This window comes from Flavobacterium sp. (assembly GCF_034111225.1).
Lineage (GTDB): Bacteria > Bacteroidota > Bacteroidia > Flavobacteriales > Flavobacteriaceae > Flavobacterium.
Map to the genome: position 1 here is coordinate 47055 of NZ_JAWUXR010000011.1, position 17557 is coordinate 64611.

Sequence of the window (17557 nt, forward strand, 5' to 3'; positions counted from 1 at the left end):
ACTGCAAATTTAGTCATTATTTATCTTCTAAAAAAATCTTTTTTTAGGTTAAACTATTTGTGAACTTATTAATTCTAGTTGCCAAATCTTCGTTTACATTTACAAGCGGTAATCTTACTGTATTTTCAGACAAACCTAATGTTTTAAACACTTCTTTAATCCCGCCAGGGTTTCCTTGTTCAAAAATCATATCGATTGAATCTGCTAACAAGTAATGTAATGCATATGCATCATCAACCTTTCTATTCAAACCTAAACGAACCATTTCCGAAAATTCTTTTGGAAAACCTTCCCCTATAACTGATATTACTCCTGCTCCACCAGCTAAAACCATAGGCAATGTAATCATATCATCTCCAGAAATCACTAAAAACTCTTTTGGAGTTGTTTGAATTAATTTCATTGCTTGAACAATATCACCCGCTGCTTCTTTTATTGCAACTACCTTTTCAAAATCATTTGCCAATCTTACAACTGTTGACGGCAACATATTACTTGCCGTTCTTCCAGGAACATTATATAAAATAATTGGTAAAGGTGAAACTTCAGCAATAGCTTTAAAATGTTGATAAATACCTTCTTGAGTTGGCTTGTTGTAATATGGAGAAACAGATAAAATTCCGTCAAAATTTGAGAAATCTCTTGTTTTCAATTCTTCAACAACTTTAGAAGTATTATTTCCACCTACACCAAGAACTAATGGAAGCCTTTTATCATTAGCTTTTATAATTGTATTAATAACTAATTCTTTCTCATCAGCAGAAAGTGTTGCAGATTCAGCAGTTGTTCCTAAAACAACTAAATATTCAACTCCTCCATTAATAACATGATTTACAATTCTTGACAATGCTTCTGTATCAACAGAAAAGTCTTTTTTAAAAGGTGTTACCAAAGCAACTCCTGTACCTATAAATTTTTGCATATTATAGCTTATTTAGTATTTTTAAATATTTAAACAATTCGGAAACAAATCCTTTATATTGATTTACACTCGTATTTATCATAAGATGGTTCACTCTTTTGTCGATAGTGGAAAAACCAACTTTAAACTTTGCTTTTGAAGCTTTAGAAACAAGTAATAACGACGATCTTTCTACTTCATAATAATTAATTAACAAGTCAAAAGACTGCTCCAAAAAACTATTTACTTCTAGCTTATCAATCTCTCCGTTAAACTTTACATTACTTCTTGTAAAAAAAAGTTCTTTTACTATCTCTTTTTTAGATACTTTCTTTTTAAACAAAAGAATTTGAATATTCTTTTCTTCAACTCCATATTGTTCCAGCTCTTTTTTCAACAAATCAATATCTGAAAAATATGATTCATCGACAATAACACCTACTGTTTGAATTTTATCGACTGAAACCTCTAAATTAGCACTAGATAACTTAGATGAAATAATTTTTTTAAGAAAAAAACCCTTAATTATTTTAGAAAACATAGTAATTTTACGTATTCGACAAAAATAAAAATTTAAACCTATTTAAGGTATGGTAAAAGTAAAAAAGATAAAAATATATTTATACAATTTTGTTATATTATTAACATTATCGATGCTTTTAGCATGTTCTTCAAAAAAATACAATAATTACCAAACTTCTGCGGCACTTTTAAACATTAACGACACCATTCTACTTGATAGTAAAATTCAAAAATTTGTTAACCCTTTCAAAGAGCATATTAATAGAGATTTAGATAGTGTTTTAGCTTACAATCCAATAACTCAAGACAAAAGCAAAGGTCAATGGGAAACAAATATTGGCAATCTTTTTTCCAATGTAACCTTAGAATTAACTAGACCCATTTTCAAGAAAAGAGAAAACAAAACAATTGATTTTTGTTTGTTAAATCATGGAGGAATTAGAGCAATTATACCAGCCGGAAATGTAACTTCTAGAACCGCTTATGAAATAATGCCTTTTGAAAACAGTGTTGTTGTAATTGGTTTAACAGGAAAGGAAGTGCTGGAACTAGCAAATTATGTTTTGACTGAAAAAAAACCACACCCGCTAGAAGGCATTGTAATAAAAGTAAATGAAGATTACTCTAAAGTACTTTCTATTAAAATCAACAACATAGATCTTGATGAAAATAAAATATACTATGTAGCAACATCAGATTATCTTGGAAACGGTGGCGATAATATGATTTTTTTCAAAAACAGTACTATAAAATACGATTTGGATTATAAATTAAGAAACTTGTTTATTGATTATTTTAAGAAGGTTGATACTATTCCAAACATCACTACAAAACATATAATAACCGAATAAAGCCAGAGATAATGAGAAGAAGAGATTTTATACAAAAAACAGTAGCTGGTTCGGCTTTATTATCTTTAGGAGGTTTATCTTTAAGCAGTTTTGACTCAGTAAAATCAACTAAAATTACAATATTACACACCAATGATGTTCACAGTCATATTGATCCTTTCCCTATAGATCACCCAAAGAATGCAAATCAAGGTGGTGTAGCCAAAAGAGCAACTTTAGTTGAAAGAATAAGAAGCGAAGAACCAAATGTTTTATTACTTGATGCTGGAGATATTTTTCAAGGAACGCCTTATTTTAATTATTATGGTGGTGAATTAGAATTCAAGCTTATGAGCATGATGAAGTATGATTTAGCAACAATGGGAAATCATGATTTTGACAACGGTATAGATGGATTTTATACTCAACTACCACATGCTAAATTTGACTTCGTTTCTGCAAATTATGATTTTAAAAATACCGTTTTAAATGAAATTGTAAAACCATATAAAGTATTTAAGAGAGATGGTGTTAAAATTGGAATATTCGGACTTGGTGTTGAACTTAATGGTTTAGTTGATAAAAAATTATACAAAGAAACTGTCTATAACGACCCCATAGAAGTTGCAAAAGACATTACTTCTACCCTTAAAGAAAAAGAAAAATGCGATTTGGTTATTTGCCTTTCTCATTTAGGTTTCCAATATAAAAATGACCCTAATAAAGTTTGCGACATTACATTAGCACAAAAAACAAAAAATATTGATTTGATTATTGGTGGACATACGCATACTTTTTTAGACAAACCTGTTGTGGAACAAAATGCAGAAAACAAACCTGTTTTAGTAAACCAAGTAGGTTGTTACGGTATTAATTTAGGTCGAATTGATTTCTATTTGTCTAATGATAAAAAATACGATTCTTTAACTCAAAATATTATGATTTAATTTTTTCTAAATCTCTATTTATAAAGTACTTTATTAAAAAATAATACACAGGTAATTCACTCAAACAACTTATATAAACCAAAGGTCTAAATGGAAAGTAGTATGAATTAATTACTGAGAATAAATCAGATAAAAACAAACACATTAAAGTAGCTACTAAAAATTTACTACTCAACGTTTTTCTTTTAAAGAAATTATAAAAACTTAAAATCAAAACACTTAAAAATACAACTATATAGTTAAGTATAAAATAATAGTGATGAATTTTAGTTTTTAATATGAAGGTGGATGTTAATTTCGCTAAAACAAACAATAGCACTAAAATAGAAATAATTATCCCAAAATATTTATCAAAAGAACTTCCTTTAGTTAGTAATTTTGAATCTTTAACTATTAAAAAAAGTAATGTAAATAATACTATTAGATATACTCCTATTGATATTTCATGAAACTTTACTTCTCCAAATAAATTCATATTATCACTAATAAACAACAACCCAATTATTACAAAATGTAAAATATTTTTCTTCACATATGATTGATTGACATAATAAAATGCAATTGAAGCTAGAATTATAGGCTTAAAAATAATTATAGATTCTTTGTCCTCAATAATTCTAAAAAAGAATAAATAAAGAATGTATGATATAAAATGTAAAACTAACGATGGGCTTATGTTTTTCATTTTGGTTGTTTTAATTGGTTTTGTTTTTCAATAAAATATCTTGTGTAAAAATAATAAGAAATAATTTGAGAAGAAACGTTTCCAAGCTTAAATACTAACAATGGAAAAAAGTTCTTATTTAGAATAAAAAAAATATCTGAAATTATAAATAAAGAAACTGCGATAATTAAAAAGAAATTTACTCTTGAATTTTCATTGATATACAATAGAGTTGCAAAGATTCCCATTAGAGCTAGTTCTATACCAAACAATAAAAAATAAATAAACTCTTGTTTAGATTCTGCTTCCAATACATTCAAAATACTTATTAGTAAATAAATTATAAAAAAGAAAATTATCAAAAAAGTAATATTGAATTTATTGACTACTTTTCGTTTTAATAAACTAAAAAAATCTTGAAATAAAAAAAACAAAATAACTAAATAAGGAGTTAAAAAAATAAATAAACCTATAATATAATAATCATCAATATTCACAAGATAAAGCATATCTCCAACAAAAAAAGCAAGTAACGAAAACAGAAATAAATAATTAATTTTCATTCTTGACTCTAAAAAATAATAAACAAACATTGAAGGAATAATTATTGGCTTTGTCAATAAAGCCAAATATTCATTTCCTGCTAAAACAGCAAGAAAATACAAGATTCCAGCTACACTAAAAAGAATAACAGAATGGTTTTTCTTAGTCATTAATTAGTTTATTAAATTCTATTTCGTTTATAATTGTTACTCCTAATTTATTTGCTTTCTCTAATTTTGCTGGCCCCATATTATCTCCTGCGACAACAAAGTTTGTTTTTGAAGAAATAGAACTACCAACCTTACCTCCATGATTTTCGATGGCTTTTTTTAATTCATCCCTAGAGTATAACTCAAACGCTCCAGACACTACAAAGATTTTATTTTCTAATATATTTGAAATAAATGTACTGTTTTTATTATTAATCTCAAGTTGTATCCCCTTAATTTTTAATCGGTTAATGATTTCAATATTCTTTTCATTTTCAAAGAACAAGACAACGCTTTGCGCTATTTTTTCACCAATTTCTTCAACTAACATTAAGTCTAATAAAGATGCGCTAGCAATTGCATCAATGTTTTGATAATGTTTAGCTAGTTTTTTAGCAACCGTTTCACCAACATATCTAATTCCTAGAGCATACAAAACACTTTCAAACGGAATTTTTTTTGAATCAGCAACACCATTGATTAAATTATCTGCAGACTTTTCCGCCATTCTTTCCAATGGCAATACTTGCTCTTTAGTTAAGTCATATAAGTCAGCATAATCTTTAATAAGTCCCGCATTGAATAGAAGAGCAACTGTTTCTCCACCAAGTCCGTCAATATCCATTGCTTTTCTTGAAATAAAATGCTGAATTCTACCAATAATTTGCGGAGGGCAACCATAAAAATTTGGGCAATAATGGTTTGCTTCACCTTCTGTTCTCACCAATTCTGATTCACATTCCGGGCAATGCTTAATATATTTAACTTGTTCTGAATCTTCTTTTCTCTTAGTTAAATCAACCGAAATAATTTTAGGAATAATCTCTCCTCCCTTTTCTACAAAGACTGTATCATTCACCCGAACATCTAGTTTCTCAATTTGATCTGCATTGTGTAAAGAAGCACGTTTTACTATAGTTCCTGCCAATTGAACTGGCTCTAAATTAGCCACAGGAGTTATAGAACCTGTTCTTCCTACTTGATAGGAAATTGATTTTAAAACCGTACTAACTTGCTCAGATTTAAATTTATAAGCTATAGCCCAACGAGGAGATTTTGCCGTATAACCTAATTCTTCTTGCTGAAATACTTCATTTACCTTAACAACAACTCCATCGGTTTCGTAAGGCAAATCATGCCTATGTATATCCCAATAATTAATAAAATCAAAAACTTCATCTATGTTTCTAACATGCTTTGATTGCTCTGGAACTTTAAAACCAAGACTTCTTGCTAGTTCTAATCCACTATAGTGAGTCTCAATGACTTTATCATCTGCCATAATTGTATACAGCAAGCATTCCAATGGTCGCTTCGCAACTTCAGCACTATCTTGTAATTTAAGACTTCCAGAAGCCGTATTTCTTGGGTTTGAATAAGGTGTCTCTCCAATTTCAATTAACTCTTGGTTCATTTTTTCGAAACCTTCTAAAGGCAAAATAATTTCACCTCTAATTTCGAAAAAGTCAGGATAATTTCCTTTTAATTTTAAAGGGACAGATTTTATTGTTCTAATATTATTGGTCACATCATCACCTTGAAATCCATCACCTCTAGTTACTGCTTTCTTTAAAATACCGTTTTCATAAGTAATACTAATAGATGCTCCGTCGTATTTTAACTCACAAACATATTCCAAATGAACATCTCCAAGAACCTTTTGACACCTTTTTTCCCAATCCAATAAATCATCTTTAGAATAAGAATTATCCAAAGAATACATTCTAAACTTATGCTTTAAGGTCTCGAAATTCTTAGTAACAGTCCCTCCAACTCTTTGCGTTGGTGAACTTTCGTCAAAAAATTGTGGGTTTTGAGATTCAAGCTCTTGCAATTGTTTTAGCTTAGCATCAAATTCAAAATCAGAAATTGTAGGCTTATCTAATACATAATAACTATAATTATGTGCTTCTAACTCTTTACGTAAAAATTGAATTGACTCTAAAGTATCCATATAAAAACTATTAATTATTTTTTTAGTAATATTTCAAGTTTACCAAATAATTCGCCTTTACTTATTATTCCACCTTTTTTGATAATTTCAAAAAGAGATTCGTTTCTTCCCTCTGAAATATCTTTTTTTCCTTGTTGGATTTGAACTGAATCAGAAAAAATATTTTCACTCAACCAATTAATACCTTCAGCAGATAAAAAATCCGTAGAAGGATCTGTAGAATTGATTACATAAGAATATACATTTGCATCTACACATTTGAATAGAAATATATAATTTTTTGAAAAATGATCTATATAATTAACATTAGTTAATGCCTTATCCCAAATCATATCTGAAAAAACATCAATTTCTTGTTCTGCAATTAAAGGTTTATTTGCTTTTAAACCATCCCATTCTTTTTTATCAATTGACTGAGTTGCTAAAAAATTTATAAATTCTGGATGTAATTCTTCTAATTGCTCTTTGGTTAATCTTGCATATTTCATGTAAAAATGTCTTTATGTATTGGGACATAGAATATTAAAAAAATATTTTTAAACTAATTCTACGATGTAAATATAAAAAAAAAGCTCCGCAAAGAGCGGAGCTTAATATTATTTTTGAAATTAAATTATGCTTGTTCAGCAACAATTTCATACGGTAATTCAATAATTACATCTCTATGTAATCTTACGTTAGCATTGTATTTTCCAACACGCTTAACAATTCCACTTGAGATGAATTTTTTATCGATATCATGACCATTACTTGCTAATACTTCAGAAATATTAGCATTAGTCACAGATCCGAATAATTTTCCACCACCTGCTTTTACAGCAATTTTAATTTCAAGAGCTCTTAATGATTCAGCAATTTTATTTGCATCATCAACTAATTTTTGCTCTTTATGTGCTTTTTGTTTTAAGTTTTCAGCTAATACTTTCTTAGCTGAAGGAGTTGCTAAAGCAGCAAAACCTTGAGGAATTAAAAAATTACGACCATAACCGTTTTTTACAGTTACCATATCGTCTTTAAATCCTAAATTTGGTACGTCTTGTTTTAAAATAAGTTCCATGTTGTTGTCCTTTGTTATGAGAAGTTAGGTTTCATGATATTGAAAACCAACAACTTTAGTTAATTATTATTTTAATAAATCGGCCACGTATGGCATTAATGCTAAGTGACGAGCTCTTTTAACAGCTACAGACACTTTTCTTTGATACTTTAATGAAGTACCTGTTAAACGTCTTGGTAAAATTTTACCTTGTTCGTTTACAAACTTTAATAAGAAATCAGCATCTTTATAATCGATATATTTAATACCTGATTTTTTAAAACGACAGTATTTCTTTTGTTTGTTAGTTTCAATATTTAATGGCGTAAGATACCTAATCTCTCCGTCTTTCTTTCCTTTTGCAGATTGCTCTAATGTAGACATAACTTAGTTTGATTTAGATTTTAATTTATCTCTTCTTCTTTCAGCCCATGAAATAGCGTGCTTGTCTAATGATACATTTAAGAAACGCATAATACGCTCTTCACGTCTTAATTCAGTTTCAAATGCGATAAGAATATCAGCTGGCGCTTTGTATTCAAATAAGTGGTAAAAACCGCTTTTTTTGTGCTGGATTGCATAGGCTAATTTTTTTAAGCCCCAATCTTCTTTCGATACCATCTCGGCTCCTCTAGAAGTAAGAAAATCTTCAAACTTGCTTACTGTTTCCTTTACCTGTACTTCAGATAAAACGGGATTCAAGATGAAAACAGCTTCATAATGATTCATAATATGAGTATTTATTGTTAATTTGGATGCAAAAATAGATAAATTATCCATACTAACAAAGCCCAACTTAAATATTTTATAATTTTAAAACAATTAACTTGTTTTGTTAAGTTTTTTACTATACATTTAACATACTTAATCAGATATATTATGAAGTTGAATTGTATAGTTGTTGATGATAGTGCCATTCAAAGAATGACAATTACCAAACTTGTAAATGAATCAACTAATTTAAATTTAGTTGGAGATTTCGCAAATGCACTTGAATCAAAGAACGCAATTAACAATAATTCCGTTGATTTAATCTTCTTAGACATTGAAATGCCTTTGATTAACGGTTTCGATTTGCTAGACGGTTTAAAAGAAAAACCGCAAATAGTATTCATTACTTCAAAAGCAGATTATGCTGTTAAAGCTTTTGATTATGAAGCTACAGACTTTCTTCAAAAACCAATCACCAAAGAACGTTTTTTAAAAGCAGTTAAAAAAGCTTTAGAACTACATCAATTAAGAAACGAAGTTGCTGAAGATTTAGGTGAGGCTATAATTATAAAAAGCAATCTTAAGAAACTAAAAATTTATACTTCTAAAATTAAATGGGTAGAAGCGTTTGGTGATTATATTAAAATAATTACCGACGAAGATAGCCACTTGGTTTTATCTACTATGAAATCTTTTGAAAAGGAATTACCTGAAGGAAAATTTGCGAGAGTACATAAATCATACATTGTAAATTTAGAAAGAGTTGAAAAATTCAACAGTAAATTTGCGGAAATTGGTAAAACCAAAATACCAATTAGTAGAAATAAAAAAGAAGTTATTGCTGTAGCAATTGAAAATCTTTAATAATTATCAACATTTACAATAACTCTTATTGACCTGTATTGAGCAATTGCATCAAAACTCATTAATATTTTATTAATTTTTTGTTTGCTATTTCCCAAATGTGCATTTGAAGGTATTTTAATTAAAATTGTTCTAATAAACTCATTTCTTATTTTACTTATTGCTGGCTCTTCTGGACCAAGAACAGTCATGTTCAAACTTTGGTTCAATACACTATATAACCATAATGAACCTTCTTTTAATTTTTCATAATCTTTATGTTTCAATGTTAATTTCAACAATCTTACATAAGGAGGGTAGTTGAAATTCTTGCGCTCGTAGATTTGCTCTTTAAACATAGCCATATAATCATTACCTAAAACCTGCTGTAATGTATTATGAAAAGGATTATACGTTTGAATCATTACTTTTCCTGGCAAATCTTTCCTTCCCGCTCTACCCGAAACTTGAACAATCATTTGAAAAGCTCTTTCGTAAGCCCTAAAATTAGGCTGATTTAGTAAATTATCTGCATTTAAAATTCCAACTAAAGTAACTTTATCAAAATGAAGTCCTTTTGCCAACATTTGAGTTCCAACTAAAATATCAATTTCTTCATTCTTAAAGGCGTTAATAATTTTTTCATAACCATGTTTTCCTCTTGTTGTATCTTGATCCATTCGACCAATGTTCTTATCTGGAAAAAGCTGTTTTAGTTCTAATTCTATTTGTTCCGTACCAAAACCTTTCGTAGATAATTCAACCGAATGACAACTGTGACAATGTGTAGGATTAGCAATAGAATAACCACAGTAATGACATCTAAGTTGGTTTTTAAATTTATAATATGTTAAACTTACATCACAACTTGGACAATGCGAAACATGACCACACGTTTTGCATTCTACATAAGGAGAAAAACCTCTGCGGTTTTGAAAAAGGATTACCTGTTCTCCGTTAGAAAGTGTTTCCGAAATTTGTTTAATCAAATCATCTGAAAAATGACCAGTCATTTTCTTTCGAAAATATTTATCTTTTAAATCAATTAATTCCATTTCCGGCAAAAGAACATTTCCATAACGCTCTTTCAATTCAACTAAACCATATTTATTTGACTTGCAATTAAAATAAGTTTCAAGACTTGGAGTTGCACTACCTAACAAGACTTTTGCTTTGAACTGATTTGCCAAAACAATTGCAGCATCTCTTGCATGATATCTTGGCGCCGGGTCTTGTTGTTTAAACGTTTGCTCGTGCTCTTCATCTACAATTATAAATCCTAAGTTTGAAAAAGGCAAAAACAAAGCACTTCTAACGCCAATAACAATTTTTGCTTTCTCAGATTTTTCAACCAAATGATTCCAAACCTCTACCCTTTCATTATTGGTATATTTTGAATGAAAAACTGCAACTTGATTTCCAAAATAGTCGGTTAAACGTTGAACCAACTGAGTCGTTAGTGCTATTTCCGGAAGAAGAAACAAAACCTGTTTGTCTTGTTTTATATATTCTTCTATTAATTTTATATAAATTTCGGTTTTACCTGAAGCAGTAACTCCGTGCAATAAATTGACATCGAAATTTTGAAAATTATCTTTTATCGATTCAAAAGCTTTTTGTTGCGCAATACTAAGTGTAAACCCTACATTGTCTTTTTTACTAAACACAACGCGGTCTTCATTAATATAGTAGTCCTCGAAAATTTGCTTCTGAATGAGAGAATTTACAATTGAAGTAGAACTTTTTGAAGTCTCTAATAACAACTTTACTGAAATAGGTTTTTTTAAAGTTGCTTTTAATTGAAAAAAACTTAAAACCAATTCCCTTTGCTTTTTTGCTCGACTCAAAGATTCTAATAACTCAGACAATCTTTCTTGACTATCGTAGCTTTCATGTAATTGAATATATTTAGTCTGCTTCGGCTTATATTGTTCTTTTATTTCTTCTTGTAAAAGAATTATACCTTTAGCAATTAAAGCATTAATTGTATTAAAAATATTCTTTTTATTAAGAATGCTTACAATTTCATTTATTCGTAAAGAAGATTGAATTTTTAAAGCTTCTACTATTAAATACTCATCATCTTTTAAGTCTGATTCGATTAAATCAGCTTCATTATTTAAACTAATTAGTGTCTCACTTTCAATTATAAAACCTGATGGAAATGCGCATTTATAAACTTCACCTAACGAACACATATAGTAATTTGCTATCCACTGCCAATGTGAAATTTGGAAAGGATTAACAACAGGCTTTTCGTCTAAAATTTGAAGAATTTCCTTAGCCTCATATAGTTGAGGCGGATTGTTATTTTTACCCAACACAAGCGCAGTATAAATTTTCGTTTTACCAAACGGAACAGCAACCCTCATCCCAATTTGAATGTATTCAAATTCGGCTTCAGAAACTTGGTAGGTAAAGTTTTTTGAGACCGCAATAGGTAAAACTGTCTCTATGAAATACTGCATAAAACAAAGATAGTTTTTTGTGAATAGATTTGAAATATTTTAATGTATAAACAAAAAAAAGCACCTAAATTAAGGTGCTTTTTATATGGTATTTGTTGAGAAATTATTTTCCTAACATTCCGTCTTTTAAATCATCATCCGCAGGTTTAGCTCCTAACCAAATTCCAAATAATGCTTTTTTAAAGTCATGTCCATCAATAGTTCCTTTTTTTACTCCATTTTTTAAAACCACTACTCCTTCACCAGGAATATTTGCTATAATAAAAGTATCTCCTTTTTTAATTTCATCTTTGAAAAAAGATTTAAATTTATCGATTTTCGCTTTTAAAGGAGCTGTGTTTTTATTTGTAGATTTTTCAAAACCTTCATTAACTGCAGAAATCATTTTTTCTGAAGAAATCATCCCAGAAACAATATCAAGCTTCATTGCTGCAGCACCTTTACTGTCCATTATATCTTTTGCGTTTGAACTTTTTGCAGTTAAATACAAAGAACCAACATATAAATCAATCCACATTTTTTCTCTAATTCCAGCTCCGTTTAATAAAAGAGTTTCTCCTTCTACTGTTAATTTTGAATCAACTTTTACACCTGATACCGTTTGTTGTGCATTTGCAGAAAAAATTCCTGTAAAAGCAACTAATAATAATGTTAAGATTTGTTTTTTCATGATTTTCTTTTTTTAATAATTTTTGTTAAATATATAATTTTTTTCTTTTTAATTTAGTAATGGTTGCATTTATTTCAAACCCTAATAAAAGTACCATACAGTTTATCCAGATATAGAACATTAAAACAAGAAGTGTGCCAATTGACCCATACAATTCATTATATCTTGAAAATTTTTCTACATAGACCCCAAATAAATAAGAAGATAGAATAATTAAAAGTGTTGTAAAAACTGCTCCATAACTAATGAAATTAACATCTTTAGTTTCCCTTGTGCCAAATTTATATAAAATTGAAGTTGCTATAAGAATCATTAAAACAACGAAAAGATATCTGCCCCAAATAATCAAATAAACATCATCTGAAATGAAGCCACTTAATTTTATTTTTTGGATAAACACCTCAAAAACAACTATAGCTGCAACAGTAATTAACAATAAAGCTGTTAGAGCTAATGAAATAGCTAGAGACATTAAATACTGCTTAACAAAACCTCTAGACAAAGTGATATGCGTTGACATTTCAAACCCTCCAAGAATAGCATTAATACCATTTGTCATTAATAAAATAGAAAAAATAATACCTGAAGAAAGTAGACTTTGATAACTATTACTCATAATATCGGTAAGGATAACTTGAATAGCTTCAAAGGTTGTAGGAGGCACACCTTGCTCTACAAAATACAAAAAATCTTGTTGAAAACCTTCAATAGGAATGTAAGGAATTAAGTTTAAAATAAATAGTGCAAATGGAAACAGCGCCATGAAAAAGCTAAATGCAATAGCGCTTGCTCTATATGAAAAAGCACCTTTGAAAATACCTAAAATATACAGTTCTAATATATCATATAAGGAAAGCCCCTGTAAAGAAGACAGAGATATTTTTTTAGTCAAAAAAACCAATTGTTTTACAACTGGAATTTTATTCAATTTATTTTCTATTTCTTCAGACATTAATTATATCGCTTTTAGACTTAAATCTAAATTATAAACCGAATGCGTTAAAGCACCAGATGAAATAAAGTTCACTCCGCAATTTGCATATTGACGAATAGTTTCTCCGTTTATATTACCTGAAGATTCTGTCAAACATTTATCACCAATTAAAGCAACAGCTTCTCTTGTAGTTTCATAATCAAAATTATCAAGTAAAATTCTATATACATTTTCAGAAGCTAATATTTCTTTTACTTCTTCCATATTTCTAGCTTCTACAATAATTTTTAAATCTTTCTCTTTTTCTCTTAGATACGCATTTGTTTTTGCAATGGCTTTAGTAATTCCACCTGCAAAGTCAATATGATTATCTTTCAACATTACCATATCATACAAAGCAAAACGATGGTTTTCACCCCCTCCAATTTTTACAGCCCATTTTTCTAAAGCCCTTATTCCTGGTGTTGTTTTTCTTGTATCTAATACTTTTGTTTTTGTTCCTTCCAATAAGTCTACAAATTTCTTTGTTTTAGTTGCAATTGCACTCATTCGCTGCATTGCATTTAAAACCAAACGTTCTGCTTTTAAAATTGCCTGAGAAGTTCCATAAACATGAAAAACAACATCGCCATATTTCACAAAATCACCATCTTTAAAAAAGGTTTCAATTTTCATAGAAGGTTCAACAAAATGAAAAACTTGTTTCGCAAAATCAATTCCAGCAATGATACCTTCATCTTTTACTAATAATTTAGCACTACCTTCAGCTTCAATTGGAATGCATGCTAATGAGCTATGGTCACCATCTCCAATGTCTTCTCTAATTGCATTTGCAATAATTAAATCTATTTCTTTTTGAAATTGTTCTTGTGAAATCATAATAAAATATTGTTTGGCTAAATTAACAATAAGTAATAGAATTTAAAAATAATACTACAATTTTGGCATAAAAAAAACCCAAGCATTGCTTGGGTTGATATAACTTTTAATCTATTATTTATAAACAGATTCTTTTTTAAAATGCAAAGTCAACAAATAATAAACTACTGCTCTATATTTATTTCTGTTTGAACGACCATATTTTTCAATTACAGCATCAATACCTTTATCTAAATCAGCTCCATCTTTTAAACCTAATTTTTTAATTAAAAAATTATTTTTAACTGTTGCTAATTCTTTTTCATCTGTACCTGATACTGTTGAAGCGTCAGCGTTATAAATTGAAGGACCACAACCAATAGTTACTTTAGTTAATAAATCCATATTTGCAGCCATACCACATTTATCTTTTAAATCTGCAGCATATTTTGCAATTAAGTCGTCTCTTTTACTCATAATTATAGTTTTTATTGTTAAGATTTTCTCAAATTTAATATTTTTTAGCAATTAATAAAACTTAAAAGCCAATTATTTTATTCAAAAACTACAACTTTTTAAAATAATTTAATAAAACTTGATTATTTAACTTTTCAGGTGTGTTTATTTCTAATAATGAAGGGCATTCGTTTGAATTCAGGAACTTATCCAACAAATTTTCTAAATCATCATTTTCATTAACATAACAATATTTAAAACCATACATTTCAGCCAAATGATTAGCTTTTAAATTATGTGAAGTTTCAAAAAATTCATTGAAAACATTATTTTCTTGATGACCTGGTAAAATTCTAAAAATTCCACCACCAGAATTATTAATTAAAATGATTTTAAAATTATTAGGAATGTACTTGTTCCACAATGCATTACTGTCGTAAAAAAAACTAATATCTCCAGTAATTAAAACAGTTAGTTTTTCTGAGGTTGTTGCTGCACCAATAGCTGTAGATGTACTTCCGTCAATTCCACTGGTTCCTCTATTACAAAACACTTCAATATTTTCATTTAAATCAAATAATTGCATGTACCGAATGGCCGAACTATTGCTAATTTGAAGGTTGATATTTCCTTGTAACTTTTTAGTAATTAATTCAAAAACACTAAAGTCAGAAAAAGGAACCGTTGCAAGATACTCTTTATGCTTTTGCTCTCTAAATGTAATTATATCAGCAAATTCTTTAGCATAAGTACTCGAAACTAGATTACAGTTTAAATACAATTGATTAAAAAACAAATTAGGATTGGATTTTACATGATTTGTTAAACAACCGTATGTATCATAAGCCCTTAATTCATCAATATGCCAATGTTGAATGGGCTGGTATTTTCGTAAAAAAGCTTTTATCCTTTTAGAAACCACCATTCCTCCAAAAGTGACTAATATTTCAGGTTTAAAATGCTCAAAATCTTCAGTAGTAAAAGGAGTAATTATCGCATCAATATTTGAAACAAACGTTTTATTGTGAAGATTTGATGTAGCTTCCGTCATTACAACTACTGATTCATCTTTTGCCAATTGTTCTGCAACAAAAGTTTCAATTGAATTGGGCTTTAATTCTCCAACTAAAACAAGTTTTTTACTAGCTAAATTCCATTTAGAAACAAAATCATTATTTAGTTCTAAAGTCTTATTTTCTTCAACTATTGGAACAACTTTAGATGTAACACTTAATTCAGAAACCGTGCTATACAAAGGTTCTTCAAAAGGAACATTAATATGAACCGGACCTTTATTAGTAATTGAAGTATTTAATGCTTCATTGATTGTTAAATCGTTTTCAATAGAAGCAATTTCGTGTAAATTAGCATTATACAAAATATGATTTGTAAATACGTTTTCTTGACGAATGGTTTGTCCGTCACCAATATCTATTTTGTCATGAGGCCTGTCTGCACTAATAATTACAAGTGGAATTTGACTGTAAAAAGCTTCGGCTACAGCCGGATAATAATTCAATAATGCTGAACCTGAAGTACAAACAACAGCAACAGGTTTATTGATTTGTTGGGCAATTCCTAATGCAAAAAAAGCCGCACATCTTTCATCCACAATGCTGTAACATTTAAAACTTGGATGATTAGCAAACCCAATTGTTAAGGGTGCGTTTCTTGAACCAGGAGAAATAATTATATGTTCTACGCCTTTAGCTTTACAAATTTCTATGACACTTTGCGCTAAAGGAATTTCTGGATAAATCATTTTATATTTACTAAGTTGTAAAGATACAAAGTTGCAAAGGTTTTAATACATTTACAACTCAAAATTGTTTTTAATGAAAATTTCTATTCGACCTTATAAAGAAACTGATACTCAAGCTATTTTAGAAGTAATCAATTTTAATATTTTAAATTCTACTGCTCTATATGATTATACCATAAGAACTTTAGAACAACAAACTGAGATGTTAAAGGAAAAAGTAGATAGAAATTTTCCTGTAATTGTTGCTGTTTTAGACGAAAAAGTAGTTGGTTTTGGCTATTATAGTGATTTTCGTTTTAGAGAAGCTTATAAATACACAGTTGAACATTCAGTTTATGTAAATAAAGATTTTCAAGGTATGAAAATTGGTCATTTGCTAATGGAAGAACTTATTGAAATGGCTAAAAAACAAAAACTCCACACGATGATTGCCGTTATAGATTCGGAAAATCAAAGTAGTGTGAAGTTTCATGAAAAATACGGTTTTAAAACCGTTGGAATCATTAAAGAATCGGGCTATAAATTTGACCGATGGTTAGACTCTGTTTTTATGCAATTAATCTTAGAATAATTATTTCCCTTCAATCCAATTGATGATTTTCACATCTGTTGGTAACGTTTTTGGTGAAATAATCATATCTAACTGACCCTCTTCATTTAATAGATATTTTTGAAAATTCCATTCTACTTCGCTATCTGCAACACCATTTTTAGCTTTTTGAGTTAAAAACTGATATACAGGGTTCATTTCTTTTCCTTTTACAGTAATTTTATTCATCATTGGAAAAGTAACTCCGTAATTTCTTTCGCAAAAAGTAGCAATTTCATCATTTGTCCCTGGCTCTTGACTCATAAAATCATTAGCAGGAAAACCCACAATTACAAAATCATCTGACTTATATTTATCATATATAGATTGTAAGTCTTTATATTGGGGCGTTAATCCGCATTTTGAAGCAGTATTTACCACCATTATTTTTTTACCTTTTAAAGTGCTAAAATCAAATTCTTTTCCTTCTAAATCTTGCACTTTAAACTGGTGAATTGTTGCTCTTTCCATTGTTTCATTATTACTCGTAGCTAAATTTTTATTTAAACTTTCTTGTTGTTTACACCCAATAATAGTTAGAGCGAAAGCAAATAATCTAAAAATGTTTCTCATATTTATATGGTTTTTATTCAAAGTTAATTGATTTGAAATTCAAATTATACTAAACAAATCTTAAATCTAAATTAAATTACTTAATTT

Annotated in this window: 20 protein-coding genes; 4 read left to right on the plus strand and 16 right to left on the minus strand. The window is 28.8% G+C overall.

What is annotated here, in order from left to right; genetic code table 11:
* Positions 1-43: 43 nt before the first annotated feature.
* Together dapA and UXY25_RS05440 are read right to left on the minus strand one after the other, a co-directional pair.
* Positions 44-922, minus strand: coding sequence for a 4-hydroxy-tetrahydrodipicolinate synthase (gene dapA, locus UXY25_RS05435; protein ID WP_320814991.1), 879 nt, complete (start codon positions 920-922; stop codon positions 44-46).
* 1 nt (position 923) lies between these two features.
* On the minus strand, positions 924-1442 hold the full coding sequence (locus tag UXY25_RS05440; protein ID WP_320814992.1) for a DUF6913 domain-containing protein: 519 nt from the start codon (positions 1440-1442) through the stop codon (positions 924-926).
* A 49-nt stretch (positions 1443-1491) separates the two neighbouring features.
* Between UXY25_RS05440 and UXY25_RS05445 the strand changes: the two genes are divergently transcribed.
* Together UXY25_RS05445 and UXY25_RS05450 are read left to right on the plus strand one after the other, a co-directional pair.
* Entirely contained in the window at positions 1492-2274 is a 783-nt protein-coding gene (locus UXY25_RS05445; RefSeq protein WP_320814993.1) for a 5'-nucleotidase, read from the plus strand.
* Positions 2275-2285: 11 nt separating this feature from the next.
* Positions 2286-3200 carry a metallophosphatase gene (locus UXY25_RS05450; protein ID WP_320814994.1) on the plus strand — a complete coding sequence of 305 codons (915 nt, stop codon included), beginning with the start codon at positions 2286-2288 and terminating at the stop codon, positions 3198-3200.
* Here UXY25_RS05450 and UXY25_RS05455 read toward each other — a convergent pair.
* The 7 genes from UXY25_RS05455 to rpsF form a co-directional block, all read right to left on the minus strand.
* On the minus strand, positions 3190-3885 hold the full coding sequence (locus UXY25_RS05455) for a hypothetical protein (protein ID WP_320814995.1): 696 nt from the start codon (positions 3883-3885) through the stop codon (positions 3190-3192). The genes UXY25_RS05450 and UXY25_RS05455 overlap by 11 nt on opposite strands.
* Positions 3882-4577, minus strand: coding sequence for a lysoplasmalogenase family protein (locus UXY25_RS05460; RefSeq protein ID WP_320814996.1), 696 nt, complete (start codon positions 4575-4577; stop codon positions 3882-3884). Before UXY25_RS05460 ends, UXY25_RS05455 begins: the two co-directional genes overlap by 4 nt.
* The gene (gene ligA / locus UXY25_RS05465; RefSeq protein ID WP_320814997.1) at positions 4570-6570 is read right to left on the minus strand and encodes an NAD-dependent DNA ligase LigA; all 2001 of its coding nucleotides are present in this window, start codon (positions 6568-6570) and stop codon (positions 4570-4572) included. The genes UXY25_RS05460 and ligA overlap by 8 nt, the downstream gene beginning before the upstream one ends.
* Before the next feature lie 14 nt (positions 6571-6584).
* A complete protein-coding gene (locus UXY25_RS05470) occupies positions 6585-7058 on the minus strand; it encodes a DUF6495 family protein (protein ID WP_320814998.1) in 474 nt (157 codons plus the stop codon).
* Between the two features lie 125 nt (positions 7059-7183).
* Positions 7184-7627, minus strand: coding sequence for a 50S ribosomal protein L9 (rplI, locus tag UXY25_RS05475; RefSeq protein WP_320814999.1), 444 nt, complete (start codon positions 7625-7627; stop codon positions 7184-7186).
* 66 nt (positions 7628-7693) lie between these two features.
* Positions 7694-7990 (minus strand): 30S ribosomal protein S18, encoded by a 297-nt coding sequence (gene rpsR / locus UXY25_RS05480; RefSeq protein ID WP_264558229.1) that lies wholly within the window; start codon positions 7988-7990, stop codon positions 7694-7696.
* Between the two features lie 3 nt (positions 7991-7993).
* On the minus strand, positions 7994-8335 hold the full coding sequence (rpsF, locus tag UXY25_RS05485; RefSeq protein ID WP_320815000.1) for a 30S ribosomal protein S6: 342 nt from the start codon (positions 8333-8335) through the stop codon (positions 7994-7996).
* Between the two features lie 150 nt (positions 8336-8485).
* Between rpsF and UXY25_RS05490 the strand changes: the two genes are divergently transcribed.
* Complete coding sequence (locus UXY25_RS05490) at positions 8486-9181, plus strand: LytTR family DNA-binding domain-containing protein (protein WP_320815001.1); 696 nt, start codon at positions 8486-8488, stop codon at positions 9179-9181.
* Here the strand turns inward: UXY25_RS05490 and priA are convergent.
* From priA to menD, 6 genes are all read right to left on the minus strand, one after another.
* Entirely contained in the window at positions 9178-11628 is a 2451-nt protein-coding gene (gene priA / locus UXY25_RS05495) for a primosomal protein N' (protein WP_320815002.1), read from the minus strand. The genes UXY25_RS05490 and priA overlap by 4 nt on opposite strands.
* Before the next feature lie 103 nt (positions 11629-11731).
* Positions 11732-12298 (minus strand): chalcone isomerase family protein, encoded by a 567-nt coding sequence (locus UXY25_RS05500; RefSeq protein ID WP_320815003.1) that lies wholly within the window; start codon positions 12296-12298, stop codon positions 11732-11734.
* 25 nt (positions 12299-12323) lie between these two features.
* Entirely contained in the window at positions 12324-13250 is a 927-nt protein-coding gene (locus UXY25_RS05505; RefSeq protein ID WP_320815004.1) for a YihY/virulence factor BrkB family protein, read from the minus strand.
* A gap of 3 nt (positions 13251-13253) precedes the next feature.
* Positions 13254-14111: a carboxylating nicotinate-nucleotide diphosphorylase gene (nadC, locus tag UXY25_RS05510; protein WP_320815005.1), complete on the minus strand. Its 858-nt coding sequence runs from the start codon at positions 14109-14111 to the stop codon at positions 13254-13256.
* Positions 14112-14225: 114 nt separating this feature from the next.
* The gene (locus tag UXY25_RS05515; protein ID WP_320815006.1) at positions 14226-14567 is read right to left on the minus strand and encodes a DUF2853 family protein; all 342 of its coding nucleotides are present in this window, start codon (positions 14565-14567) and stop codon (positions 14226-14228) included.
* Positions 14568-14655: 88 nt separating this feature from the next.
* Positions 14656-16308, minus strand: a complete 1653-nt coding sequence (menD, locus tag UXY25_RS05520) for a 2-succinyl-5-enolpyruvyl-6-hydroxy-3-cyclohexene-1-carboxylic-acid synthase (protein WP_320815007.1) — start codon at positions 16306-16308, stop codon at positions 14656-14658.
* 73 nt (positions 16309-16381) lie between these two features.
* Here menD and UXY25_RS05525 point away from each other — a divergent pair, with 73 nt between their 5' ends.
* Positions 16382-16879 carry an N-acetyltransferase family protein gene (locus tag UXY25_RS05525; protein ID WP_320815008.1) on the plus strand — a complete coding sequence of 166 codons (498 nt, stop codon included), beginning with the start codon at positions 16382-16384 and terminating at the stop codon, positions 16877-16879.
* Here the strand turns inward: UXY25_RS05525 and UXY25_RS05530 are convergent, their stop codons facing one another.
* On the minus strand, positions 16880-17470 hold the full coding sequence (locus tag UXY25_RS05530; protein WP_320815009.1) for a glutathione peroxidase: 591 nt from the start codon (positions 17468-17470) through the stop codon (positions 16880-16882).
* Positions 17471-17557 lie beyond the last annotated feature (87 nt).

Bases quoted from the DNA above. Each gene is read 5' to 3' on its own strand.
- dapA (WP_320814991.1), bottom strand. From the start codon at position 922: ATGCAAAAATTTATAGGTACAGGAGTTGCTTTGGTAACACCTTTTAAA.
- UXY25_RS05440 (WP_320814992.1), bottom strand. From the start codon at position 1,442: ATGTTTTCTAAAATAATTAAGGGTTTTTTTCTTAAAAAAATTATTTCA.
- UXY25_RS05445 (WP_320814993.1), top strand. From the start codon at position 1,492: ATGGTAAAAGTAAAAAAGATAAAAATATATTTATACAATTTTGTTATA.
- UXY25_RS05450 (WP_320814994.1), top strand. From the start codon at position 2,286: ATGAGAAGAAGAGATTTTATACAAAAAACAGTAGCTGGTTCGGCTTTA.
- UXY25_RS05455 (WP_320814995.1), bottom strand. From the start codon at position 3,885: ATGAAAAACATAAGCCCATCGTTAGTTTTACATTTTATATCATACATT.
- UXY25_RS05460 (WP_320814996.1), bottom strand. From the start codon at position 4,577: ATGACTAAGAAAAACCATTCTGTTATTCTTTTTAGTGTAGCTGGAATC.
- ligA (WP_320814997.1), bottom strand. From the start codon at position 6,570: ATGGATACTTTAGAGTCAATTCAATTTTTACGTAAAGAGTTAGAAGCA.
- UXY25_RS05470 (WP_320814998.1), bottom strand. From the start codon at position 7,058: ATGAAATATGCAAGATTAACCAAAGAGCAATTAGAAGAATTACATCCA.
- rplI (WP_320814999.1), bottom strand. From the start codon at position 7,627: ATGGAACTTATTTTAAAACAAGACGTACCAAATTTAGGATTTAAAGAC.
- rpsR (WP_264558229.1), bottom strand. From the start codon at position 7,990: ATGTCTACATTAGAGCAATCTGCAAAAGGAAAGAAAGACGGAGAGATT.
- rpsF (WP_320815000.1), bottom strand. From the start codon at position 8,335: ATGAATCATTATGAAGCTGTTTTCATCTTGAATCCCGTTTTATCTGAA.
- UXY25_RS05490 (WP_320815001.1), top strand. From the start codon at position 8,486: ATGAAGTTGAATTGTATAGTTGTTGATGATAGTGCCATTCAAAGAATG.
- priA (WP_320815002.1), bottom strand. From the start codon at position 11,628: ATGCAGTATTTCATAGAGACAGTTTTACCTATTGCGGTCTCAAAAAAC.
- UXY25_RS05500 (WP_320815003.1), bottom strand. From the start codon at position 12,298: ATGAAAAAACAAATCTTAACATTATTATTAGTTGCTTTTACAGGAATT.
- UXY25_RS05505 (WP_320815004.1), bottom strand. From the start codon at position 13,250: ATGTCTGAAGAAATAGAAAATAAATTGAATAAAATTCCAGTTGTAAAA.
- nadC (WP_320815005.1), bottom strand. From the start codon at position 14,111: ATGATTTCACAAGAACAATTTCAAAAAGAAATAGATTTAATTATTGCA.
- UXY25_RS05515 (WP_320815006.1), bottom strand. From the start codon at position 14,567: ATGAGTAAAAGAGACGACTTAATTGCAAAATATGCTGCAGATTTAAAA.
- menD (WP_320815007.1), bottom strand. From the start codon at position 16,308: ATGATTTATCCAGAAATTCCTTTAGCGCAAAGTGTCATAGAAATTTGT.
- UXY25_RS05525 (WP_320815008.1), top strand. From the start codon at position 16,382: ATGAAAATTTCTATTCGACCTTATAAAGAAACTGATACTCAAGCTATT.
- UXY25_RS05530 (WP_320815009.1), bottom strand. From the start codon at position 17,470: ATGAGAAACATTTTTAGATTATTTGCTTTCGCTCTAACTATTATTGGG.